The following is a 22,833-nucleotide window of genomic DNA, read 5'->3' on the forward strand; positions in this document are numbered from 1 at the left end:
TCAGCGTGTCCATTTCTCGACTGCCTGCAGATGCCGCTACAGTAAAGTCAGCTGATGTTTTTTCCCTTTTCTTGAATCTATGGATGCTCCCATTCGCCTCACCCAGTACTCCCACGGCGGTGGCTGCGGCTGTAAAATTGCCCCGGCCCTGCTGCAACAAATTCTTAAGGATGTGCCCCTGCTATCCCCAAATCCGGCTTTGTTGGTGGGAGCTGAAACCAGCGATGATGCGGCTGTCTATCAACTAAACGACCACCAAGCCCTAATTTTGACCACCGACTTCTTCATGCCGATTGTGGATGAGCCGGTGGATTTTGGTCGGATCGCGGCGACCAATGCCCTTTCCGATGTCTACGCGATGGGGGGCACTCCCATTCTGGCTTTGGCGGTTTTGGGCATGCCGGTCAATACCCTGCCGATGCAGGCCATCCAAGGGATCATGGCCGGAGGGATCCAGGTTTGCCAAGAAGCCGGGATCCCTTTGGCAGGGGGGCACTCCATCGATTCGCCGGAGCCCATCTTCGGCTTGGTGGCAGCAGGTTTGGCCCATCCACACCACATTCGCCGCAATGCCACGGCCCAAGCCGGGGACGATCTGATCCTGACCAAGCCGCTGGGGATCGGGGTGATGACCACCGCTCTGAAAAAGGGTCAGCTCAGTGCGGCAGGCTACGCGGAAGTTTTGCAGGTGATGACCCAGCTGAATCGCATCGGCTCGCAACTGGCTCGGCGACCGCAAGTTCACGCCATGACGGATGTAACAGGGTTTGGCCTGGTGGGACACTTGCTGGAAGTCTGTCGCGGCTCGGGGGTGGGGGCCAGTTTGGATCTGGCTTCCATTCCGTTTTTGGCAGAAGCGCTCTCGCTGGCAGAGGCGGGGATCTTCCCAGGGGCGGCTCGTCGCAATTGGCAGGGCTATGAGGGGGTACAGGCAGAATCCCTGCCCGAGTGGCAGCAACTGCTGCTGGCAGATCCCCAAACCAGCGGGGGCTTGCTGGTGGCGGTGGATCCCGGCTACACCTCAGACCTCTTGCAAGAGCTGCACAGTGCCGGCTACCCCTACGCCCGTCGCATTGGCCGATGCCAAGCTGGAGACACCAGAATCCATGTTACCGGCAAGATCAGCCTCAGCCCAGCGGCAGCCTGAAGAAGACCCTCTGGCAATACTCACCATGCAAAGTCTCATGCAAAGTCTCGATAGAGGGCTCAGTATGAAGATTGCGTCAAGCAGCTCTGAGAAAGTTAAAGATACCATGTGAGGCAAGGGAAGGTTGAGATATCCTGAGAGCTATGAGCGAGCTTCCCCCCAGCCGTAGTCTGGTTCAGCGAGTTGAGCCTGGCCAGCTGATTCGAACCCTCAGCAGTGGGCAATTGCTGATGGTGGATCCCCAGCGGCACAACGCCCTGATCATCTGCAAGACGTTTCATGCTGAGTTTGCCGGGCCGGGTGCTGCTGTTGGGGGGCCATTGGATGTGGAGTCCGGCGGCGTTGTCCCCATTGGGGATGTGGTTTTGCTGCATCCGCAAGACTACCAAGAGCGGCAAAGTGCCTATGCCAAGCGGCTGCACTGGATGCGTTGGCTGCAGCAAATCACCGACAATCCTTTGCCGGCCCAGCGGGCGCGGGTTTTGCTCTTTAGCTTAGAGGAATTTTTCTCTGCGGATTTGGTTAGCCAATTGCCCGATGACATTTTGGCACGGCTGGTGGGGGTGCTGCCCCAGACGATTGCTGCGGTGCGGATGGAGATGACGGCCCTCTACAGCCCCAGCTATTCCTTGGCAGGCTGAGCTTGTCTTGGACTGGGGAAGGGACTCGTCCTGCCAGCATGAATCGGTGACACCTTGCAGCCCTCTCTGCAACTGGAACAAGACACGATCAGCTACACTGCTGGCATTTGGTTCAACTGGACTCGACTGGAATCTCTGCCTTATGCAGTGGTGGAAACGGCTTCGCCGCAATCGATGGGCCCAAGCAGGAGCCTACATTCTTCTTGTTTTCTACGCCTGCGCCATTTTTGCCGAGTTTGTTGCCCCCTACAGCCCGCTGGAATCGCAGCCGGGGGGATCCCTTCTGCCGCCCACCGCCATTCACTTTTGGGATGAATCGGGCGCTTGGATTGGGCCCCACGTTTATCCAACCCGCCAGGGGCCAGTGGATCTGGAAACGGGAGAACGCCCGCTCTTGGTGGATACCAGCCGTCCAGCCGGGATCCGCTTGTTTGTGGCCGGTACTCCCTACCGTTGGTTGGGGTTGATCCCCTGGGATCGGCATCTGTTTGGCACCGTCCCGCTGCGGCCTGTTGCAGAAGAGGGACAGGTGGGATCCCCAATCGGCGAAGAGCCCTCTGTGGCACGGCTACACCTGCTGGGCACCGATGATCAAGGTCGGGACTATTTCAGTCGCTTGGTCTATGGCGGGCGCGTCAGCCTGTTTATCGGCTTGGTGGGCATTGGCATCTCTTTCCCCATTGGCCTGCTGGTGGGGGCCATATCCGGCTACCTTGGGGGCTGGGTGGATACGCTCCTGATGCGCTTGGCAGAGGTGTTGATGTCGATTCCGACGCTGTATCTGCTGGTGTCGCTGGCAGCGGTGTTGCAGGTGAATCCGCTGACCGGGGTGCCCTTCAGCAATGCCGAGCGCTTCTTGGTGATTGTGGTGATCCTCTCTTTTGTGGGTTGGGCGGGCCTAGCCAGGGTGATTCGTGGGCAGGTGCTGTCCTTGCGAGAGCGGGACTTTGTGCAGGCAGCGCGGGTAGCCGGGGCGGGATCCCTGTATCTGCTGGTGCGGCATATTTTGCCCCAGACAGCTACTTATGTGGTGATCTCGGCAACCTTGGCGGTGCCCGGCTACATTGCGGCAGAGTCGGTGCTGAGCCTCATCGGGTTGGGGATCCAACAGCCGGATGCCTCTTGGGGCAACATGCTCTCGCTGGCCACCAACGCTTCGGTGATCATCCTACAACCCTGGCTGGTGCTGGCCCCCACTTTGATGGTGGTGCTGACCTCTCTATCCTTTAACCTGCTGGGGGATGGTTTGCGGGACGCCCTCGATCCTCGGGAAGGGTGAGCTGCTTCCCCATTGCGCCGAGTGAGGGGAATGGAGTGGCCTGCAAATCACCGCTTTCCGTCGGGATAGAGCCGGTTTAGACCCTTGCGAGCCTTAGCATGGACATCCAGGGTGGCATCCATTTTCAGGATCTGCCGGTAAACTTGCTCGGCACGAGCCACTTCCCCTTCCCGTTCCAACTTTTCTCCTAGCTTGAGCAAGTTTTGGGCTGAGAGATCTGCCCAAGGATTCTGTTCGGCTGTTGGCTCCTGCAGTTGCCGCAGCTCTTCTAGGCGCTCTTGCACCATCGGTCGTAACAGCCAAGAGTCATCCAGATCCAAAACCTCTCGGTAGTAGCGCTGGGCCTCTTTAAAGTTCTTTTGCTCGTCGTAGGCTTCCGCCAGTTGTAGCGCCAGTTCCGCTGTGGGCTGATCCTTAAACTGGCGATGCAGTTGGTTCAGTCGCCGCACAAAGGGGGATCCCTGCTGCGGGTTTTTCAAATCCGGGGCGTGCTGAACCGGCAGATAGTCGTCCCTCTCCGCCGATGGTTGAGGGGAAGGGGCAGGCTCTGCAGCTTGAGGTCGAAGGGGCGCTTGGCGGCTGATGCTTTTGGGATCGATGGGGGTGGGCTTGTAAACCCAAATTGGCTGATCCGGAGGAGATGCGGGTGGGGTTGGGCGTGGGATCGGCTGCGGCAAGGGAATGGTCTTGCGATCCGGCGGTTCAGGAGATGGCTGCTTCAGCTCCTCAAGGGTGCTGGGAGGTTTGGGGGCCTGAAATTGAATCGCTTTGGGAGTCTCCCTGCCCTCTTGGGCCAATTCTCGGTACAGAGCGGCCAATTGAAGGTAACCCGCCTCCTCGTAGGCAGTGGCCAGCCAACGGGCATTCTCTGGGCTGGGATCCGCACGATAAGCTCGCCGGAGCAACTGCAAAGCAGTGCCGTAGTTGCGCTCTCGAATGGCTGCCCGTCCCAAACTCGCTGAGCTGACCCCGATGGTATCGCTGGCCATAGTCCCCCATCTGTCTTGGCGCCGACAATAGAGCTAAGAGTCAAGGCTGAGCTGCTGATAATTCAGGTTTTCCAAGCCAGCCACGTGGGTTGACGCTTGCTTAATATAACTGGATTCCTTGGCCATAGCATACCCTCACCAGCCGGGATGTTATCTGCTCGGACAGCTCCCTCTTGTTGAGATCTCTCGCTTTATATCAATTCAATGTCGATATTGAGGGTGGGATTGGATTGAGATCTGGATGCCAAGTTAACTTTCGGGCTAGCTTGTAGTCAGAGCTTCAGCAGCAACAGGTTCTGACGCCAACATGATCCAAGACTTTCGAGAGCGGTACCCCATGGGCAGCTTGCTCACCGATCTGTTGCGGGTGGAAGAAGGGATCTACATCGTCAGAGCCCAGGTGGTGGTGAACAACACGGTTTTGGGCAGTGGCATGGCTGGCTCGAACACCGTCGAAGAGGCGGAAGATGCTGCCTTGAAGCGCGCCCTCCACCACGCAGGATTTGGTCGCCCCACTTCCTCTTTGAGTTTGGGCATGGATTCTGCTGCCGCCAGGGTGCCTTATCTGCCAACTCCTGAGTTGGCCAACGGACACGCTCAGTCTTCCCCTGCTTCTCCAGCCCCCGAGTCGATAGGGATCCCTGCAAAGCCAAGTTCCCCAGAGCTGCCCGGTCTAAGTGAGCCGGCGGCCTATGGGGATGACCTATCGGACATCATTGCCCAAACGGATGTGGAGATGCAGCGCATTGGCTGGGGCCGCAAGGAAGGACAAGAGTTTTTGGAACGTCGCTTTCAGAAGAAATCTCGCCACCAACTAAGCGACGCCGAGCTGCGGGAGTTTTTGCGTTATCTCAAACAGCAGCCCTCCCGCCTCAGCAGCGAACCCCGCTTTTGAAGTCTTCTCGGCCTTGCCGCCAAGATCTCGGGATCTGGAGATCTGGCAACTCCTATCTTCCAACTAGGGTTGTTCCGAGCCCGTTCAAGTAGCCTCTGACCCTTGCCCCCGGCCCCTCTGGAAGGGGGAGTTGGGAATCAAGCCAGCCAACTGTTTTACTGCTAGTTGGCTGCTACTTGGAATAAGCCCGTTCTACCGTCGGTGTCTTGCTGCTGCTGAAGCTAGGGCGCACCTACAATCACGCTGGTGTCTTCCATTTGCTTCACGACCGTTTCTCCCCCTTCCGAGAGCACAACCCGTCGCTCTGGCACCGATACTCCGGCCACCTTGGCGGTTTGGTAGTTTTGCCCGGCCTGCACCACAGCGGGAATGACACCTGGGCCAGAAACCAGAGCAAAGGACTCGCCGCCAATCTGTATCATCCCGGAAACCTGTACACTGCGGGCAAACGCAGCTGGGTCAGGGGTAGGCGTTGGGATCGGGGTAGCCACGGCTACAGGGGCGCCATTGCCGCTGCCAGGAGGGGGCAAAACCGGAGGTGGAGGCAGGGGCGGCAGGACAATCTGCGGTTCAGGAGCACGCACGTTTTGAGGCACAAAGGGATCCACACGGCCAGCCCCACTCAAGGCCCGCTGGGTTTCCTGCTCTCGATCCACTGGCGGGATCAGGCTAGAGGCAGCTTGGGTAGCCTGCAGAAGGGAGGGCACCGGCGGCGGGGGTTGATCGGGGGCGGTCTGGCCAAAGCCGGCAGGCAAGTTCACCGTTTGTTGGCGGGCGAGAGCTTGCATCTGGCTGGCTCCGCGGGCCAAGGTGGCGCTCATATCCTGTTCCCAAGTCCCTGCAGCATTCAGCCGCATGATCACAGGGCTGGTTCCCCCCCGAGACTCCACCCAAATTTCCGCTTCTGTGTCGCTCAATCGCCGCGAGCTGAGGATCCGGGATCCCGGAGGCAAGAGGGGCCGAAGCGCCAGTTCGGCCTCAGGAACAGCCTGTTCGTTGGCCAGAGCCGGGAACCAACGGGGGGCCAAAAACGCAACGCCCCCTGCCAACAGCAGGCCGGCTACAAGAAAGCAGGACAATGGGCGAGCAGGCAGCGATTTCAGCATAGAGACCACCGGGAGAGAGCCTCGTATCCTCTCCACCAAAATATCCAAAATCTTCGTGATGGGGCCAAGTCAACCTGCTTTTCTCGACAACAGTGCTAGGATTTGTCGATCGAAACAGTGGCACCATGTCCCCAGAGATCCCGACCGGGCCAGACAAAGACGGCCTCTGTCCAAGCGCAGCCTCGTTTGCCATACTGAAGAAAGATTGTAAATATTTGTTAACGCCATGACTGTCTCTGCTTTGGATCCCGCCAACCCCGCCCGTTTACAGGAGATCGCTCAACGCTTGCGCAGCCCGCGTTCTGCGGACCGGATGGTGGCCTTGGCCCAGTTGCGGGATGTGCCGGCAGAGCAGGCGGTGCCGCTGATTTTGCAGGTCATCGACGATGAGAACCTGCAGGTGCGCTCTTTTGCCGTCTTTGCCCTGGGGATCAAGCAAACGGACGCCTGTCTGCCCAAATTGCTGGAAATCCTCACCCAAGACCCGGATTATGGCATTCGCGCCGACGCGGCAGGTGCCCTGGGCTACTTGGAAGATCCGCGGGCTTTTGAAGCTTTAGTGCGTGCTTTCTACGAGGATGTAGAATGGCTGGTGCGCTTCAGTGCCGCGGTGGCCTTGGGGAACTTGAAGGATCCGCGGGCTTACGACGTGCTGCTGCGGGCGTTGGAGGGGCCGGAGGTGTTGCTGCAGCAAGCGGCCATTGCGGCTTTGGGGGAATTGGGGGATCTGCGGGCCCTGGATCACATCCTGCGGTTTGCCCAATCGGAAGACTGGCTGGTGCGGCAGCGGCTGGCCCAAGCGCTGGGCAATTTGCCTTCCCCCAAGAGCGTTTCTGCTCTCAACTACCTGGCCAGGGATCCCCACGATAGCGTTGCGGCGGCGGCTCTGGATTCGCTGCGGCGCTTGCGGCAAAGGGGCATCTCAGAAACCACCCCTGAGAAGGGATCCGGGCCAGCCAATTCTGAGGAAGGCTAAAGTAAAGATCCCGGCTCAGCTTGTTCCGGGTTCCCCAGTCCCCAGAGAGAGGCCTCCTCTGTTTCCGGCTGAGCCTTTCTTTTCCTAGGATCCCTTGCCTTGATGGTTACTAGCCCCCACTCATCGGCTTCACCCGTTGCATCCCCGTCGCGGCCCCGCATTGTGGCGGCCCTTTCTGGGGGTGTGGATAGCTCTACGGTGGCGGCCCTTTTGCAGGAACAGGGCTACGCCGTGGAGGGGGTCACCCTCTGGCTCATGAGGGGGAAGGGGCAGTGCTGTACCGAAGGCTTGGTGGATGCGGCAGCCATTTGTGAGCAGCTGGGGATCCCGCACCATGTGGTGGATAGCCGCGAGCTGTTTCAGGCCAACATTGTGGACTATCTGGTGGCCGGCTACGCGGAGGGCATTACTCCCCTGCCCTGCTCCCAATGCAACAAGCTGGTGAAATTCGGCCCGTTGCTGGCCTATGCCCGCGAAAAGCTGGGCATCTCGCAGATGGCCACCGGCCACTACGCACGGGTGCGCTTTAACGCCGGGCTAGGACGTTACCAACTCCTGCGGGCGGTAGATCGGCAGAAGGATCAGTCCTATTTTCTCTACGACCTCAGCCAAGAGCACCTAGCCCATAGCCTCTTCCCCTTGGGCGAGTACACCAAGGCCCAAACCCGTCAGTTGGCTGCCCGCTACGGGCTGGTTACAGCCGACAAGCCCGAAAGCCAGGATCTCTGCTTGATTGAAACCTATGGCTCGATGCGGAGCTTTTTGGATCAGTACCTTGGGCAAAGGCCAGGGGAAATCGTCGATACCCAGGGGCGAGTGCTGGGATCCCATGAGGGCATCCACCACTACACGGTGGGCCAGCGCAAGGGGTTGGGGATTGCCTCTTCCCGTCCGCTTTACGTGGTGCGCATCGATGCGGCCATGAACCGCGTTGTCGTGGGGGAACGGGAGGAGGCTACCCAGGCTGAAGCGTGGGTAAGCCAAGTCAACTGGGTCTCTATCCCGGCGCCGACGGCATCCTTGGCTGTTGAGGTTCAGGTGCGCTACCGTACCCCCCCAGTGCCCGCCATGGTGATCCCGGAATCGCCAGAGCGGGTAAAGCTGCAGTTTGCCGAGCCGCAGTTTGGGGTCACTCCTGGCCAAGCCGCCGTCTGGTACCACGGGGATCTCCTGCTGGGGGGAGGGATCCTGGAGCGCCCTTCCCCCTAGGCCAACTGCAACTTCCCTCTCGCCAGGGGGGAAGGATTGGGGGTGAGGGCAAGCCAAACTACGCTGCTTGCGCTTGCAGCTGCTGCAGGGATCGGAACAGGAGCACTGTATAGATATCGAGGATAGGCGCAACTGCCGTGGCGGCAGCATTCCCAACCACAGCCGCACCTAGGGTATCTCCCAGGATCCCCCCAACAGAAAACGAAATCAGGATCGCGATGCCGAAGATCAAACCCACAGCCAGAAATGCCCAAAACACCCCCCACCAACGGCCCCTGACGAGGTTCCAACTGTAGCCCAACCCTTCTGTGGCCCCTTTGTCTTCCAGGACAATCGCGCAGAGCGTGAAAGCCAGCCTTATCCCCCAGTAGATGCCGGGAAGTACAAGCAGCAGCATCCCCAGCGAGACAATCAGCACCAGCAGGATGCTGCCGAATACCAGAGGCACTGCCTTGGAGACAGCTTGAACCAGACTGTTGCCCAGGGGAGGAGTGCGCTGCTTCAAGTGCTGATCCACCAGCCAAAAGGCTGCCCCTGCCAGGATGGGCAGGCCGATCAGGCCATAGGCCAAGTTGAGGATCCCCCCGGCAAGCGGGATCAGCTCCGCGACGATGGGAATGATAAAGCCAGGAGAGGCCAGGATCAGCAGCGGCCCATAGATAGGGCCTACCAGTTCCAGCGAGCGCTGCAAAAGGGAGAAGGGGTTGAGGGTAACATTCTGCATAACAGAGGGATCCTCGTGGGCGACCAAGTTCACCCCCTTCATACCACGGGATCCCGGCTTTGGTTCTGGGAGCAGGCTTAAGAAAGTCTGTATTGCTTTGTACAGATCTAGGCGGATTTTTGGAGGATCCACGCCGCTGCCTGTTCGCCGCTGCGCAGGGATCCCTCGAGGCTGCTCTGGTGGGTGTATTCCCCGGCCCAAAGGAGGCCCGGCAGGCCGCTAAAGGTGGGAACCAGATGCTGCTGAAAGCCGGGGGGTTGTACAAACTGGGCAAAAGGGATCCGGTATACCCGCAACAGGCGCAGTTGCTCCAAGGGGGCTTTATCGCTACGCGACGCTGCCGCGACGGGGAAGTAAGTTTGCAGCTCGGCCCGGCAGGCTTGGGCCAGTTCCTCGTCCCTCAAGGGGGGATCCCCTAGCACCACCACCGAATACAGGTGTTGGCCAGGAGGAGCCAGCGCCGGGCTGATGCGGGTAAGTTGGACCCAATGGTTGATCCAGCCCTGGCCGGTGGCGTTGAGGTACAAGTAGGCGCCGCGGCTGAGGGAAAAGGGGGCGCAGAAGTAGAGACAGGTCACCGCTCGCCCCTGGGTGGGAATGGGGGTGGGGGCTTGAGGGCACAGCTCCGCCTGCCAGGCCCGTGCCTGAGGGGCATCAGTAGCACAAACTACCCACTCGGCAGGGATCTCTTCACCCTTGGCGGTGCGGATCCCGCGCACTTTCCCGTCTTCTGCCAGGATGCGCTCCACCGGGGTTTGGTAGCGAATCTGTTCGGGGGACAGGTGACCGGCCAGTTGTCGGGCCAGTTCTCCCATGCCCAAGGCCGGGGTGACAATGGATCCCTCGGCCATCATCTTGAAATAAAAGGCAAAGAGGCGGGCGCTACTGCCCAGATCCGGATCTAGAAGGATCCCGCGGAAAAAGGGGTAGAAAAAGTGCTGGCAGATCTGTTGGGAAAAGCCGTACTGCTCCAGAAACTCCCGCAGCGAGCAATCGGATCCCCCTAGCCCTTCTTGAAAAACCTGCTCCGGGCTGCGGCGCGCCAGCTCGGATCGCAATTGCAGCACCTTGAGCTTGTCCCCAAAGCTGGCCAAGGGGTTGAGCAAAGAGGGGAGAAGGCTGGACAGATCCCGTAGAGGATCCCCCAACAGCCAGCAGCGACCGGGTTGAGCCAAAATAGCGCCGGGCCGGTAGGGACGGGGATCGAGCTTGCCCAGATCCAAATGCTGTCGCACTTTGGGATAGGCGGTGAACAGCACCTGAAAACCGCGATCCAGGCGAAAGCCATCCACCTTGTCGGTACGCACCCGCCCCCCAGGGCCGTCGCTTTTTTCCAGAACCAGGACATCCCTCCACCCCGCCTGGCTCAGCACTTTGGCGCAAGCCAAGCCGGCCAGCCCCGCCCCAATGATGACAACTTTGCCCATGCTCTGCCGGGATCCCTTCTTCGTCGAGTATTTTATCTGCTTGGATCCCACTAGGGCTGAGCTGGGTCGGCTGGCCCCCAAATGCGAATTGAGCCATCGGCGCCACCACTGAGAAGGGTCTGCCCATATCGCTGCGCGACGCTTCCGCGACCGGGGCCAAACAGCAAGACGCTCACCATCCAAGTCTGGCCGCCCAGGGTGCGCAACTGTTCTCCGCTGCGCAGATCCCAGAGCTTGATCTGGTGAGCGCGGTAATCGGTGCCGCTGGCGAGCAAGCGGCCATCAGGGCTGAGGGCAAGGGCGGCCAAGCCGGACAAAGTCTGGGGCAAGGTGCGCTCCAAGGATCCCGTGCCCAAGTTCCAGACCAAGATGCCACCGGTACTGCCAGCGAGCAAATAGCGGCCATCTGGGCTCAGAAGCACCTGCTCGATGGGGTAGTCGGCCTTTAGGGTTTCCAGCAAGGCCCCGCTGCCAGGATCCCAAAGGTGAACGGTGGGATCTCCATTGGCGGCCACCAAGATCCAAGGGGGGATCCCTTCAGATTGGTGGGAAGTATTCATACGGGTAGGTCTTGGGCCAAAGGCCACTGCTGTAATGCCAGCCCTCTGAGGGGTCTCCTGGGCGGCAGCAGTGGGAGGCGCCAGGGTGCGGATCAACTGGCCGTTGTCGGCCTGCCAAAGGCGGATGGTGCGGTCGGCGCTGCCACTGGCAATCCAACGACCATCGGGGCTAATGGCGACACTGTTGATCAGCTCCGTGTGTCCCTGCAACTGCAGCCGCGCCAGCACATCCCCAGGCGAGAGAGCCGGATCCCCCAGGGTCGCCAGATCCCAGACCCGTACCGTCTTGTCTGCCCCCCCACTCACCAAAAAGGTACCATCTGGGCTGATGGCCAGTGCCTCAACGGATCCCTCGTGGCCTGCCCAGCTCTGGAGCAGTTGGCCAGCCTGGGGATCCCAAAGCCGGATCACGCCGTCGTCTCCCCCGGCAGCAAGGAGATTTCCATCCGGGCTGATGGCCAGAGCAGTGACGGCGACAGGGCCTTCCAGCGTAGCCTTGAGCTGCAAAGACTTGGCCCAGTCTGCCGGGTCGTTATCGCTACGCGACGCTTCCGCGACCGTGACGGCGGTGGGGACGGAGGCATGAGAACCGTTCTCGCGAGTAGGACGGAGTCCCAGGCCGTTGCGCTTTGCCGGGCCAGAGGATCCCGTTCTCGTGAGCGGGACAGAATCCTTGGGCTCCCCCCGCAGGCCAAAGTTCGCCCTCATCTGCCATACCCCTGCCACCGTCAACGCCAGCAAAGCCGCCAAGCTGCCTCCTGCCCAAACCGGTGGGATCCGGGGACGCGCCCGCAGCGATACCGGAGAACGCGGTGGGGTGGTTGGCTCCTGTAAGGGCTCGGCGGCGACAGGGCTGGGCTGGGACAGGAGTTCGGCGGCAGGGGGGCTCTCGGCGGGGGGCAAAGCCTGCAAAGCGGCCAGAGCTGCTGTTGCTGAAGGAAAGCACTGTTGTGGGTTGCAGCTCACCAAACGATCCAGAAAAGCAGCAAAAGGAGCGCTAGTAGAGGCCAGATCGTGCCAGCGCAACTCCCCCGTCAACGGGTCGCGAAACAGCTTCTGGGGCGGGATCCCGCAGAGGGCCTGCAGGGCAATCAGCCCAAGAGCATAGAGGTCGCTGCAATGCCTGGGGCCATAGGGGTTCCCGAAGCCAGAGCCGGAAAAAGCCAGACCCTGTTCCTCACCCCCCCACTTCAACAACACCCATCGGCCATCCGCCTGACGGTAGATCAAGCGAGAGGGCTGCAGGTTGCAGCAGCTCACCCCTTCCCCATTCAGGAAGGCCAAGGTTTGCAGCACATCCTGCAACAAGGCTCGTACCTCAGCCTCTGTCCAGTCGTGCCCCCAATGGCAGTGCATTTGGCGGGACGGAGTCGTTAGCTGGCCCCTCTCGGTTGCGTTACCTAGCAATAGAGCTTGTTCCAGGGTGGGCCCTTCAACCCATTCTTCCACCCAATAAAACTCCCCCTCTTGCTCAAAGCAGGCCAACAGGCGGGGGATACCCTCGTGGGATCCCAGGTGCTCCCGCAGCGCCACTTCTTGCTGAAAGAGATGCCGTAGCGAGGCGGAGTCCTCACTGTGTTCGCGGTGCGGAGCATTTTGGCCGGCCTGCCAGCGTTTGAGCACCACCCGAAGCCGCTCAGGATGATGGCTATCCTGTGCCAAGTAGGTTTGTCCGCTGGATCCCAGTGCTTCCAAGATCTGATAGCGGCCACCCAGGGTCTGCCCTACCATGGGGAGAGTGCGAACCTTTTCCTTCCGACCCATCATGCCATAGCGACGTGAGACTCAGGCTAACCGTTCGCGGTGCGGAGCACTTTGGGCCGCTTTCGGTCAACTTTCTCCCTGGAGCAGGCTGAGTTGCTCAGCGACCTGGGGGATGTTGTTGCAAAACCTGCTTCAAATAGCGCCCCGTATGGGATCCGGGCTGCTCAGCCACCTGTTCTGGAGTGCCAACGGCGATGATCTGGCCGCCGCGGTCGCCGCCTTCTGGCCCCAGGTCGATGATCCAATCGGCACAGCGGAGAATGTCCAGGTTGTGCTCGATCACCAGCACGGTGTTGCCCGTATCCACCAGCCGTTGCAGGACGTTCAAGAGCTTGTGGACATCGTAAAAAGACAAGCCGGTGGAGGGCTCATCCAGCAGATAGAGGGTTTTGCCGGTGGAGCGGCGGGCCAGTTCTGCGGCCAGCTTGACCCGTTGCGCTTCCCCACCGGAGAGGGTAGGAGCTGGCTGGCCCAGCTTGATGTAATCGAGGCCCACATCGGCCAAGGTCTGCAGGATCTTGGCGGCAGGAGGCAGGGCAGCGAAAAACTCCAGCGCCTCCCCCACCGTCATATCCAGGACTTCGGCGATGTTCTTGCCCTTGTACCTGACCTGCAGGGTTTCGCGGCTGTAACGGCTGCCCCCGCAGACTTCACAGGTGACGTACACATCGGGCAGAAAGTTCATTTCAATCACGTTCACCCCCTGCCCTTTGCAGGCTTCACAGCGCCCCCCCTTGACATTGAAGGAAAAGTGGCCGGATGGGTAGCCTCTGGCCTTGGCATCCAAGGTTTGGGCAAAGGCTTGGCGGATGGGATCAAACAAACCCGTGTAGGTGGCAGGGTTGGAGCGGGGGGTACGGCCAATGGGAGATTGGTCGATGACGATCACCTTGTCGATGTGTTCGATGCCCTCAAGTGCTCCCATCTCCGCGGGTTGGGGCACCTTGTGTCCAAGATGGTGCTGCAGGGCAGGGTAGAGCAATTCGTTGACCAAGGTGGATTTGCCGGAGCCGGAGACGCCTGTAACACAGACCAACTTGCCCAGAGGGATCTCCACATCGATGTGCTTGAGGTTGTTTTTGTGGGCATTGGTGAGCTTGAGGGCAACCGCTTTCCCAGCCCGCCGCTGCGCAGGGGTAGGGATCCGCAGCCGCCCCGAAAGATAAGCTCCGGTGATGGAGCGCTCGCAGGCCATGATGTCCGCCAGGGATCCCTGGGCCACCACTTCCCCCCCGTGGATGCCGGCCCCAGGGCCGATATCGACGATGTGGTCGGCGGCACGGATGGTTTCTTCGTCGTGTTCCACCACGATCAGGGTGTTGCCCAGATCTCGCAGGCGAAACAGGGTTTGCAACAGGCGCTCGTTGTCCCGCTGGTGGAGGCCAATCGAGGGTTCGTCCAACACGTAGAGCACCCCCGTCAAGCCGGAGCCCATCTGGCTGGCCAGCCGGATCCGCTGCGCCTCGCCCCCGGAGAGGGTCATGGCCGGGCGGGCCAGCGTTAGGTAGTCCAGGCCCACATCCACCAAAAACTGCAGCCGGGTTTTGATCTCCCGCAGCACCAGCTCGCCGATCTGCACTTGTCGCGGGGTAAGTTTCAACTGCTCCAGGCGGTGCAGGCAGTCGCGGATGGAGATCTCGGTGAGATCGGTAATGCGGTAGCCGCCGATGCGCACGGCCAGAGCTTCCGGCTTGAGACGGGATCCCCCACAGGCGGAACAGGGACGGTAGGTGAGGTAGGCTTCCAGCTTTTGCCGATAGATTTCGGAAGTGGTTTCCTGGTAGTGCCGCTGCAATTGGGGAATCACCCCCTCATAGCGGCGATAGTACCCCCGGCCTCGGTACTGAGATTCTACCTCGGCGATGTAGACCTCCTGGTCGGCGCCGTAGAGGATGATCTGCTGTTGCTGGGGGGTGAGATCACACCAGCGGCTGCTGAGGTCAAAGCCAAAAGCCTTGGCGGCTCCCGCCAACAAAGCCAGATAGTAGGGGTTCTCCCGCTCTGCCCAAGGGGCGATGGCCGCGTACAAGGGGAGCTTGGGATCGGGCACGATCCGCTCGGGGTCGAAGATGGGCTCAAAACCCAGCCCGTGGCAGACAGGACAGGCCCCAATCGGCGAGTTGAAGGAAAACAGGCGCGGCGACAGCTCGCCCATCACCGAACCGTGCTCCGGGCAGGCAAATTGCTCAGAAAAAATCAGCTCCGTTGGCTTGCTGTTCAGGTATTGCCCCGCCGACTCGGCCACTTTCTGCAGCAGGAATTCTTGTTCGCCCTCGCGAGGCATCACTTCCACCACCGCGATCCCCTGCGACTGCCGCAGACAGGTAACCAGAGAGTCGGTGAGTCGCTCTGCCAAATCCGGGCCTTTCACCAGCCGATCCACTACGATCTCGATGTCGTGGGCTTTGTTTTTGGCCAAGGTGATCTCCTCACTCAGCTCCCGCACCTGGCCATCGACACGCACGCGCACAAACCCTTGCTGGCGCAAGCTTTGCAACAGGTTGGCATGGGTGCCCTTTTTCCCCTTCACCACCGGCGAGAGCAACTGAAACCGCGTCCGATCCGGCAGGGCCAGGATCTGATCCACAATTTGATCCACCGTCTGGGGGGCGATCACCCGGTTGCAATGGGGGCAGTGCGGGATCCCAGCTCTTCCGTACAGAAGCCGCAGGTAGTCGTAGATTTCGGTAACGGTGCCGACGGTGGAACGGGGGTTGTGGCTGGTGGACTTTTGATCGATGGAGATGGCCGGACTCAGCCCTTCGATGCGATCCACATCCGGCTTGTCCAGTTGCCCCAAAAACTGCCGCGCATAGGCACTGAGGGATTCCACATAGCGCCGCTGCCCTTCGGCAAAAATGGTGTCGAAAGCCAAGGAGGACTTGCCCGATCCGGAGACGCCCGTGAATACCACCAGGCGATCCCGCGGGATCCGCAGGTTGACATTTTTGAGGTTGTGCTGCCGCGCCCCCACCACGTGAATTTCGTTTTGGCTGGACATCTCACCACCTTTTCGCGCAGCGTGTCACAGGTATCCCGTCGAGACCGGCGAGTAACAAAATCTTAACGATTCTTAGCTAACGATTCTAATGCCCTTCGCTTTGTCCAGAAGGGGATCCCAGCCGACCAGGGGACGACAAATCGGTAGCAAAAAAGACTTGGCTATGCTGGAAAGGATTGAATCCCAAGGGCCATGACCTGGACACTGCCATCCGTTCAAAAGGTGTTTGTTTACCTGTTGGTGGGGATCGCCTTCACGGCCCTTTGTCTGGGGGATCAGGCTCTGTCGCCACCGGTCATTGCCGTTTGCTTGGCCGCAGGGGCCTGCAGTTGGTTTTGGGAGCCGCCAAGGATTGCTTTTGCCTGCTATGCCCCCCTGTGGATGCCCCTGACGGTGGCGGTGTTGCTCAGCCTGCTGGCTTTGGTTATCTTTGGGATCCTTCCCTTTTCCGATGGGGCCATTGGCTTGGTGCTTTACCTAACGGGGGCCAAGCTGTTTCAGCGGGAACGGGCAGCCGATCACATCCAGTTGGCGGTGCTGTCTCTGCTGCTGATGGCCATTGCCACCCTGTTCAACGAAGACATCAGCTTTGGGCTGCTGTTTTTGCTGTACGTGGGGGTAGGGCTAATCAACCTCACCCTTTACCACCTGCGCCTGCAAGCAGAGCAGCACCCGCAAGCAGCCAGCCAAACCCGTGGCATCAACCTCAACTTTTTGGGCTTTCTCGGATCCCTGGCTTTGCTGGCGGTGATCCTGTCCGTGGCTTTGTTTTTCTTGTTCCCGCGGGTCAGTTTAGGAATTCTGGGTCGCCAGGCCCGCTCGCCGGTGATGACCACTGGCTTTGCCGAGGAAGTCAGCCTGGGAGCATTCGGCACCCTCAAAACCGATAACACCGTTGTCATGCGGGTGGAATTTCCGGCAGGGGTGCCGCCCCGTGTGGAGTCCCTCTACTGGCGCGGGATCAGCTTCGATCGCTACGATGGACGGGCCTGGTCGCGAACGCTAGACCGCTTCATCCCCATTTTCCCCAACGCAGCAGGGGTATTTGATCTCTCTGCCTCCAGCTTGATCCCCACTGCTCCCGACCTGCTGCTTCTCCCCTTGGAGCAGCTCATCTATCTGGAGCCGCTGGCCACCAACACCGTTTTTGGGGTGGCCCCACTGGTGGAGATGGAATGGCTGGAGCGGGGCGGAGCAGCGACGGTGCAACAAGCTTGGCAACGGCAGAATCGCCGCCTCATCCTGAGCGAGACCGGAGATATCGGCCATTCTCTGCCTCGGCAGGTGCCCCATCTCTACCGTGCCCGGAGCCGGATCCCAAGGGAGTTGGGCCCGCGCTTGCGCCGGCTGAGCCACGCAGAGCTGCTCAATGCCCTCGATGCGGTTCAACGGGAAGCCTATCTGCAACTACCGCAAGATTTGGATCCGCGCGTTCCGGCTTTGGCGGAGCAGATCACCGCTGGGATCCCCGATGTCTTTGGCAAGGTGACGGCTTTGCAGAACTACCTGCTGGAGAACTACGCCTATACCACCGATCTGCCGGATCCCGGCCCTGAACCGCCTTTGGAAGCCTTTCTGTTCACCCATCGGCGGGGCCACTGCGAATATTTCGCCACAGCCCTGACGATACTGGCCCGCAGCATTGGCATCCCGGCCCGGATGGTGAATGGCTTTTTGGGCGGGCGCTGGGTGGCGCAGGAAAATTATCTGGCAGTACGCAATGCCGACGCCCATTCCTGGACGGAGATCCCCTTTGGCCCCTACGGCTGGGTCATCTTTGACGCTACGCCGGCAGAGGCCAATGTTAGTCAGCGGCAGAGCTGGTGGGATCCCCTTCAAGATTTCTACGACAGCTTGCGCTTCCGCTGGTTTAAGTACGTCATCCAGTACGACCTATCCACCCAGCGGCAGATCTGGCGGCAGATCCAGGAGCTGGCCAGCGCTGTAGCCGCCTCTCCGGATCGAGAGGATGTCGGTGCTGGCTTCCGTCGCAGCCTGGTTGCCTTGGGGCAAACGTTGCAGCAGAATGGCCTGCCGGTGTTGGGGGTGGTTTTGATCACCGGATCCATGGCCTATTGGGGTCGCCGCCGCCGCTATCGGGCTTTGCGCTGGCAGGATGGGGGGTGGATTCTGTTGGCCACTGCCGGCAATGGGGTTTTGCTGGGATCCCTGTGGCAGCCTCCGCCCCCCTGGCCCACCTGGATGGTTGGCCTCTTGCTACCGAGTCTGGCCTTTGCTGGGATGCGCTGGATCCCGGCGGCTCTACCCAAGTCGCAGCAGCGCCGCCAGCTTATCTCAAGGCTTTATCTGCAACTGCGGGATCTGGCGACGGCGGTGGGGATCCCGGAGCACTTGGGGCCAGCGCAACGGGTTGAGCACCTGCGCCACTCCGATTTGCCACAAGCCCAGTTGGCCATCCGGTTCTTGGAGCGCTACATGGAGGTGCGCTTCGGTGGGATCCCGTTGGAGGCGGGCGAATTGCAGCGCTGGCAGCAGCAACTCAGACAGCTTAGGCAAGCATGGCAGCCACTGGCCAAAAACCCCGCCATCACCTCCAGAAGAGCCACTTGACGAGAGGGACGGCTGCGCCTTAGAACAGGTACCCCAAAAGCCCTGCGAGAAGCCTTGACAGTTATGAGACAGTTAAGAGATAGTTAACGTTAGTTATAGACCCCGTAAGCTGCACTGTCAGACGGGGAAATCGCTCAGTGGCGCACTCGCTTCAGGCACGTTTCGCGCTGCTGCATTGCTATGCCCTTGCAAACTCATCTGAAGCTGTGTTACGTTTCTAACGTTCAGCTTCGAACGAGCAAGGGCGTGTTAGCTATGCGTAGCTACTCTTTGAGGGCGGCTTTGGCTGCAACTTTGTGTCTGCTGTCCTCGTCAGTTTTTTCCTCTAGTGTGGCTCAAGCGGCGCCTAAGCCAACCGGCAACGGTGCAATCTTCTTTCACCCAGATGGAACCTCAGCTTCCCACTGGGACATCACGCGCATTCTCTACTACGGCCCCGATGGCTTTCTGAACTGGGATCGTCTTCCCGTGATTACCACCTATCGCGGGCACCATTTCGACCAGCTTGGGGGAACTTCCAACGCCGGAGCGGTGACCCATGCCACAGGAACTCGTGTCCACGCCAAGAGCTTTGGGTTGGATCCGGACGGCAAAGAGTACCCCTCTGCCAACGGCACCCTGAACACGATCATGGAAGAGGCTGTGGCGGCAGGCTTGGGTACGGCTCTGGTGCAAACGGGATCCATCATTGAGCCGGGGACGGCTGCCTTCGTTGCCAAAGCTGCCAAGCGCAGCGACTATGAGGAGATTGCCCTGCAGGTGGTGGAGTCAGGGGTAGACATCATCCTCGGCGCTGGCGAGGAATGGCTGCTGCCGGAAGGTGTCCAGGGCCGCTTTGGCAAAGGGAAGCGCAAGGATGGCCGCAACCTGATTGAGGAGGCCAAGAAAAAGGGGTACGCCGTTGTCTACACCCGCGACGAGCTGCTCAAGCTGCCGGCAGATGTCTCCAAGGTTTTGGGGGTGTTCAACGTCGAGGACACCTTCTACGACAAGCCTGAAGAAGAGTTGCGGAAAGAAAACTTGCCCAACTACATCGCCAGCGCCCCCACCATTGCCGAGATGACCGAATTTGCCCTGGCGCGGATCTCCCGCAATCCTAAGGGCTTCTTCGCCGTCATCGAAGAAGAGGGCACTGATAACATGTGCAACAACCTCAATGCCTCTGGCTGCCTGGAGGCCATGAAGCGGGCCGACGATGCCATCGGGGTGATTCTCAACTTTATCGAGAAGAATCCCAAGACCTTCATGATCACCACCAGCGACAGCAACGCCGGCGGGATGCAGTTGGTGGATGTCGAGTCCGCCGAGGAGCCGCTGCCCCCTACTGACCCCGAAGGCAGTGGTGCCCCCATTGACGGAGTTGACGGCACCGGTAGCAAGCCGTTCATTTCCGCTCCCGACAAAAATGGCAAGCGCTTTCCCTTTGCCGTGGCTTGGGCTAGCGGAGATGACGTCGGCAGTGGAGTCATTGCTCGCGCTGCGGGCCTGAACGCTCGAGAGCTAGTGCCGGTCACTGGAATCCTGAACACAGACATCTACCGCATTCTCTACTTCGTGCTCTTCGGGGAGCGCATCCCCAGCGAGCTGAAGCCCTAGTGTCTGCTGTGGTCACCTGCCTTGGGCGGGTGTTTGCCCCACAAGCTCTGTCCGTCACGGGGGATCCATCCAGTGGATCCCCTTTTTTTATGAGAACCACATAACGGCGAAGGGGCTAGCTCAGCAAAGCAGATAGACGTAGTTCATTTTGCGTTAGAACTGTACTACAGTGGGCTATCATGGAGCCGAGACTGTCCTTTGGGTTTGAGTTTGTTCCACCAACGCGAACTGCGATCTTCAACCATGCCCACTCCCGCTGACTCCTCTCCATCCCCCCTTCTCCAAAGCGACGAGGTTCTCAAGCCTGAGGACTCTGTTCCGCTGAGGGGGACGGTATTGGCGGCCCGTGAGCCTTTTTTGGGGCTGTTGCGGGATCTGGCGCGGGCCTACCAAGCTTTTGAAAATTACGCCGGGGTTCACATTCGGCAAATGGGGCTGACGGCCCCCCAATTCGATGTGTTGGTTACCCTTGGCAATACCCCTGGGATGACCATGAATGTCTTGGCCCAAAAAACGCTGGTGACCAAAGGGACACTGACCGGCATTGTGGATCGCCTGGAACAAAAAGGGCTGGTGCGCCGGGAAGTGCCCCCGGAAAACCGACGCTGCTTTAAGGTCGTGCTGACAGAAGCGGGGGAAAAACTGTTTGAGGAAATTTTCCCGGCCCACGTCGCCTACTTGAAAGAGCGCTTCCAAAAGCTGGATCCCTCGGAGATGGCGCAGATCCAGGCTTGCCTTAAAAAACTGCAGGCTATTTTCTAGCGCTTTCAGATTCCCCTCTCCGATCTGGCTGATCAGCGACCCCCAAGCCGCAGTGCCGGAAGCAACCTCTAGCCCGGTTCAAACGGCTGCCCCAGAGCTGCCGGCGGCGTGGCCTTCACCGCCTGCTGGATCCAGCGCCGCAGCCGAGGTGGGATCCCGCGCAAGCAGCACTCCCACCATTCCCCAGAAGTGAGCACCAACACCAAAATCATCAACACAAAGGGGGCCACCGTGAAAACTTGGGTGGGCACGGCGCGGATGGTAGTCTGGGCAACCCCAGCGAAGGACTGCAAAATGCCGAACAGGTAGGCCCCCAGGGCTACCCGCAAGGGGTTCCAGCCACCGAAGATGACGATGGCCAAGGCAATCCAGCCATACCCTGCTGTATGTCGGTGGCTCCAGCCGGCCTTGAAATCCAGAGAAAAGGCAGCCCCCGCCAAGCCCAATAGGGATCCCCCCACAAGGGTGTAAACATAGCGCCAGAAAATGACATCGGTGCCGCGGGCAAAAGCCGCCGCCGGCTGTTCTCCCATAGCCCGCAACATCAGGCCAGGCTGAGTGCGATACAAAAAGAACCAAGTTCCCCCGATGAGCGCGTAGCTGGCGTACAGCAACAGATCCCCTTGGAACAGGAGTGGCCCCAGCAGCGGCACCTCTCTCAGGAAGGGGATGGGCAGGCTGGGCACCGTTGGCCCTGGGATCCGCACGAACGGATTGCCCAAAAAGGAAGACAAATCCGCCCCCAATAGGGTCAAGACGAAACCAATGGCAATTTGGGATCCCTTCAGGGTCAGCGAGCCAAAGGCCACGATCCCAGCAAACAGCGCTCCCACCGCGGCGGCAGCCAAAAAGCCCAATACCAAGCTTCCCGTCAGCTTGGCCACGGCGAACCCAACCATGGCCGCCAGCATGATCGTCCCCTCTGCGGAGAGGTTGATCACCCCTGCCCGCTCGGTAATGGTTTCCCCCACACAGGCGAAGACCACCGGTGTGGCGGTGGCAATGGCAGTGGAGAGAATAGCAATCAGTTGGGCAGCGGTCATTATGAGCCTGTCGAGAACTCGGGTTGGGTTAACGCATTTGCAGTTGCTGCGGGAATGCGCCTGTCGATCTGGTCATCGCCTCACCCCAACACCCAGAGCATGAAAGCCACCCCTAGGGTGACGGCACCAAACAGAGCATAGCTGATCCGGCGCAGCGGCCTCAGTTGCAGGGCATGCAGATCCTTAAGCCAGCCCAGCCCCAAGGATTCGACAAAGCGATCCAGCACCGCCTGCATAGGGTAGGCGTAAACCGATCCTTGCTCCTTAAAGTTCACCAGCACAACCAGCAGTGTAGCGTAGCCCCAGAGGAGGCCCCAGAGCACAGCGCTCAACCCGATTAAAATTGGCTCAAACATCGACTTTCCCTTGCCTTCTATAGGCATGTCCACTGCTTGCGTGAGCGGGAGACGGAGTTCTTTGAGCCTGGGGGACTTGGATCTCATTATTCCGGTTGTTTTCCCGTTGAGGCTGCCCTCCCTCAGACAAGAGCGTAGAAGGGATCCCAGCTTGCTTGCAGAGATCACGCCGGTTCTCTTCTGCCCGTCCAGACCAGAAGATGACAAACTGGAAGTACCCGCTCGGAGTTATCTCGTCAAATCCCCATGAGTTCTCGCTACCTGCTGCCCCCCGCTGAACCCAAGTCTGTCGGTACTGCCTATATCCTCTGGGCGTTGGGCATCTTCGGGATCTGTGGCGTCCATCGCTTCTACCTGGGCAAGACTGGAACAGGCATCCTCTGGCTGTTCACCTTTGGCCTGCTGGGCTTTGGCCAGTTAATTGACCTGTTTTTGATCCCAGGCATGGTGGAGAACTACAACTTCAAGCTGGCCGTCCTGCAGGGATCCCGACCCTCCCCATCCCCAGCTTCCTCAAAAACCACCTCAGCACCTCCTCAGCCCCTCAAAGGTCAAGCTCTGATGCGGGAGATCCTGCGGCTAGCCCAACAGCGGCAAGGGATCCTCACCCTTGCGGAGATAGCTATCGACTTACCTGCCGACTTTGACGAAATTGAAAAGGCGCTGCAAGAGCTGAGCCGGCGGAGCATGGCTTTCCCCGAAAACAACCCGGTCACTGGAGCGGTAGAATACCACTTCCCTCACCTGCTGCACCGCTCCCCCGACCAACGTTCGCTCTAGATGCCCT

18 protein-coding genes are annotated in these 22,833 nt (G+C 59.9%); 10 read left to right on the top strand and 8 right to left on the bottom strand.

Going from position 1 to position 22,833, the window contains the following annotated elements; translation table 11 throughout:
* Positions 1-79 precede the first annotated feature (79 nt).
* The 3 genes from selD (at position 80) to ACVWY8_RS01625 (ending at position 3,067) form a co-directional block, all read left to right on the top strand.
* Positions 80-1,147: a selenide, water dikinase SelD gene (gene selD / locus ACVWY8_RS01615; RefSeq protein WP_414406871.1), complete on the top strand. Its 1,068-nt coding sequence runs from the start codon at positions 80-82 to the stop codon at positions 1,145-1,147.
* Between the two features lie 143 nt (positions 1,148-1,290).
* Positions 1,291-1,788, top strand: a complete 498-nt coding sequence (locus ACVWY8_RS01620) for a hypothetical protein (RefSeq protein ID WP_457392207.1) — start codon at positions 1,291-1,293, stop codon at positions 1,786-1,788.
* Between the two features lie 142 nt (positions 1,789-1,930).
* A complete protein-coding gene (locus tag ACVWY8_RS01625; RefSeq protein WP_457392204.1) occupies positions 1,931-3,067 on the top strand; it encodes an ABC transporter permease in 1,137 nt (378 codons plus the stop codon).
* Between the two features lie 47 nt (positions 3,068-3,114).
* Here ACVWY8_RS01625 and ACVWY8_RS01630 read toward each other — a convergent pair whose 3' ends face one another.
* The gene (locus tag ACVWY8_RS01630) at positions 3,115-4,056 is read right to left on the bottom strand and encodes a hypothetical protein (protein ID WP_414424613.1); all 942 of its coding nucleotides are present in this window, start codon (positions 4,054-4,056) and stop codon (positions 3,115-3,117) included.
* Positions 4,057-4,363: 307 nt separating this feature from the next.
* Between ACVWY8_RS01630 and ACVWY8_RS01635 the strand changes: the two genes are divergently transcribed.
* Positions 4,364-4,951 (top strand): hypothetical protein, encoded by a 588-nt coding sequence (locus tag ACVWY8_RS01635; protein WP_414329849.1) that lies wholly within the window; start codon positions 4,364-4,366, stop codon positions 4,949-4,951.
* A 221-nt stretch (positions 4,952-5,172) separates the two neighbouring features.
* On the opposite strand, the gene ACVWY8_RS01640 is transcribed toward ACVWY8_RS01635, so the two are convergent.
* Complete coding sequence (locus tag ACVWY8_RS01640) at positions 5,173-6,057, bottom strand: hypothetical protein (protein ID WP_414421811.1); 885 nt, start codon at positions 6,055-6,057, stop codon at positions 5,173-5,175.
* A gap of 226 nt (positions 6,058-6,283) precedes the next feature.
* Here ACVWY8_RS01640 and ACVWY8_RS01645 point away from each other — a divergent pair, with 226 nt between their 5' ends.
* Positions 6,284-7,033 carry a HEAT repeat domain-containing protein gene (locus ACVWY8_RS01645; protein WP_457392202.1) on the top strand — a complete coding sequence of 250 codons (750 nt, stop codon included), beginning with the start codon at positions 6,284-6,286 and terminating at the stop codon, positions 7,031-7,033.
* 102 nt (positions 7,034-7,135) lie between these two features.
* Positions 7,136-8,242, top strand: coding sequence for a tRNA 2-thiouridine(34) synthase MnmA (gene mnmA / locus ACVWY8_RS01650; protein WP_457392200.1), 1,107 nt, complete (start codon positions 7,136-7,138; stop codon positions 8,240-8,242).
* Positions 8,243-8,300: 58 nt separating this feature from the next.
* On the opposite strand, the gene ACVWY8_RS01655 is transcribed toward mnmA, so the two are convergent.
* The 4 genes from ACVWY8_RS01655 to uvrA form a co-directional block, all read right to left on the bottom strand.
* Positions 8,301-9,008: a glycerophosphoryl diester phosphodiesterase membrane domain-containing protein gene (locus ACVWY8_RS01655; protein ID WP_457392197.1), complete on the bottom strand. Its 708-nt coding sequence runs from the start codon at positions 9,006-9,008 to the stop codon at positions 8,301-8,303.
* Between the two features lie 65 nt (positions 9,009-9,073).
* The gene (locus ACVWY8_RS01660) at positions 9,074-10,393 is read right to left on the bottom strand and encodes an NAD(P)/FAD-dependent oxidoreductase (protein ID WP_414421807.1); all 1,320 of its coding nucleotides are present in this window, start codon (positions 10,391-10,393) and stop codon (positions 9,074-9,076) included.
* A 50-nt stretch (positions 10,394-10,443) separates the two neighbouring features.
* Positions 10,444-12,684, bottom strand: a complete 2,241-nt coding sequence (locus ACVWY8_RS01665) for a WD40 repeat domain-containing serine/threonine-protein kinase (protein WP_457392195.1) — start codon at positions 12,682-12,684, stop codon at positions 10,444-10,446.
* A 130-nt stretch (positions 12,685-12,814) separates the two neighbouring features.
* Positions 12,815-15,718, bottom strand: coding sequence for an excinuclease ABC subunit UvrA (gene uvrA / locus ACVWY8_RS01670; protein ID WP_457392192.1), 2,904 nt, complete (start codon positions 15,716-15,718; stop codon positions 12,815-12,817).
* 192 nt (positions 15,719-15,910) lie between these two features.
* Here uvrA and ACVWY8_RS01675 point away from each other — a divergent pair, with 192 nt between their 5' ends.
* The 3 genes from ACVWY8_RS01675 to ACVWY8_RS01685 all read left to right on the top strand — a co-directional run bounded on the left by ACVWY8_RS01675 (position 15,911) and on the right by ACVWY8_RS01685 (position 20,647).
* Positions 15,911-18,289 (top strand): DUF3488 and transglutaminase-like domain-containing protein, encoded by a 2,379-nt coding sequence (locus ACVWY8_RS01675; protein ID WP_457392189.1) that lies wholly within the window; start codon positions 15,911-15,913, stop codon positions 18,287-18,289.
* Positions 18,290-18,535: 246 nt separating this feature from the next.
* On the top strand, positions 18,536-19,885 hold the full coding sequence (locus ACVWY8_RS01680) for an alkaline phosphatase (protein WP_457392187.1): 1,350 nt from the start codon (positions 18,536-18,538) through the stop codon (positions 19,883-19,885).
* A gap of 336 nt (positions 19,886-20,221) precedes the next feature.
* Positions 20,222-20,647: a MarR family winged helix-turn-helix transcriptional regulator gene (locus tag ACVWY8_RS01685; RefSeq protein WP_011432828.1), complete on the top strand. Its 426-nt coding sequence runs from the start codon at positions 20,222-20,224 to the stop codon at positions 20,645-20,647.
* 68 nt (positions 20,648-20,715) lie between these two features.
* On the opposite strand, the gene ACVWY8_RS01690 is transcribed toward ACVWY8_RS01685, so the two are convergent.
* Together ACVWY8_RS01690 and ACVWY8_RS01695 are read right to left on the bottom strand one after the other, a co-directional pair.
* On the bottom strand, positions 20,716-21,690 hold the full coding sequence (locus ACVWY8_RS01690) for an ABC transporter permease (RefSeq protein WP_457392184.1): 975 nt from the start codon (positions 21,688-21,690) through the stop codon (positions 20,716-20,718).
* Between the two features lie 80 nt (positions 21,691-21,770).
* On the bottom strand, positions 21,771-22,046 hold the full coding sequence (locus ACVWY8_RS01695; protein WP_041436392.1) for a hypothetical protein: 276 nt from the start codon (positions 22,044-22,046) through the stop codon (positions 21,771-21,773).
* A gap of 246 nt (positions 22,047-22,292) precedes the next feature.
* Between ACVWY8_RS01695 and ACVWY8_RS01700 the strand changes: the two genes are divergently transcribed.
* The gene (locus ACVWY8_RS01700) at positions 22,293-22,826 is read left to right on the top strand and encodes a TM2 domain-containing protein (protein ID WP_414342801.1); all 534 of its coding nucleotides are present in this window, start codon (positions 22,293-22,295) and stop codon (positions 22,824-22,826) included.
* Positions 22,827-22,833 lie beyond the last annotated feature (7 nt).

The sequence above is a fragment of the Thermostichus sp. OS-CIW-32 genome, assembly GCF_054060415.1.

What these genes read in the sequence shown, in the direction of transcription:
- selD (WP_414406871.1), top strand. Translation starts at nt 80, where the DNA reads ATGGATGCTCCCATTCGCCTCACCCAGTACTCCCACGGCGGTGGCTGC.
- ACVWY8_RS01620 (WP_457392207.1), top strand. Translation starts at nt 1,291, where the DNA reads ATGAGCGAGCTTCCCCCCAGCCGTAGTCTGGTTCAGCGAGTTGAGCCT.
- ACVWY8_RS01625 (WP_457392204.1), top strand. Translation starts at nt 1,931, where the DNA reads ATGCAGTGGTGGAAACGGCTTCGCCGCAATCGATGGGCCCAAGCAGGA.
- ACVWY8_RS01630 (WP_414424613.1), bottom strand. Translation starts at nt 4,056, where the DNA reads ATGGCCAGCGATACCATCGGGGTCAGCTCAGCGAGTTTGGGACGGGCA.
- ACVWY8_RS01635 (WP_414329849.1), top strand. Translation starts at nt 4,364, where the DNA reads ATGATCCAAGACTTTCGAGAGCGGTACCCCATGGGCAGCTTGCTCACC.
- ACVWY8_RS01640 (WP_414421811.1), bottom strand. Translation starts at nt 6,057, where the DNA reads ATGCTGAAATCGCTGCCTGCTCGCCCATTGTCCTGCTTTCTTGTAGCC.
- ACVWY8_RS01645 (WP_457392202.1), top strand. Translation starts at nt 6,284, where the DNA reads ATGACTGTCTCTGCTTTGGATCCCGCCAACCCCGCCCGTTTACAGGAG.
- mnmA (WP_457392200.1), top strand. Translation starts at nt 7,136, where the DNA reads ATGGTTACTAGCCCCCACTCATCGGCTTCACCCGTTGCATCCCCGTCG.
- ACVWY8_RS01655 (WP_457392197.1), bottom strand. Translation starts at nt 9,008, where the DNA reads ATGAAGGGGGTGAACTTGGTCGCCCACGAGGATCCCTCTGTTATGCAG.
- ACVWY8_RS01660 (WP_414421807.1), bottom strand. Translation starts at nt 10,393, where the DNA reads ATGGGCAAAGTTGTCATCATTGGGGCGGGGCTGGCCGGCTTGGCTTGC.
- ACVWY8_RS01665 (WP_457392195.1), bottom strand. Translation starts at nt 12,684, where the DNA reads ATGGTAGGGCAGACCCTGGGTGGCCGCTATCAGATCTTGGAAGCACTG.
- uvrA (WP_457392192.1), bottom strand. Translation starts at nt 15,718, where the DNA reads ATGTCCAGCCAAAACGAAATTCACGTGGTGGGGGCGCGGCAGCACAAC.
- ACVWY8_RS01675 (WP_457392189.1), top strand. Translation starts at nt 15,911, where the DNA reads ATGACCTGGACACTGCCATCCGTTCAAAAGGTGTTTGTTTACCTGTTG.
- ACVWY8_RS01690 (WP_457392184.1), bottom strand. Translation starts at nt 21,690, where the DNA reads ATGACCGCTGCCCAACTGATTGCTATTCTCTCCACTGCCATTGCCACC.
- ACVWY8_RS01695 (WP_041436392.1), bottom strand. Translation starts at nt 22,046, where the DNA reads ATGTTTGAGCCAATTTTAATCGGGTTGAGCGCTGTGCTCTGGGGCCTC.
- ACVWY8_RS01700 (WP_414342801.1), top strand. Translation starts at nt 22,293, where the DNA reads ATGAGTTCTCGCTACCTGCTGCCCCCCGCTGAACCCAAGTCTGTCGGT.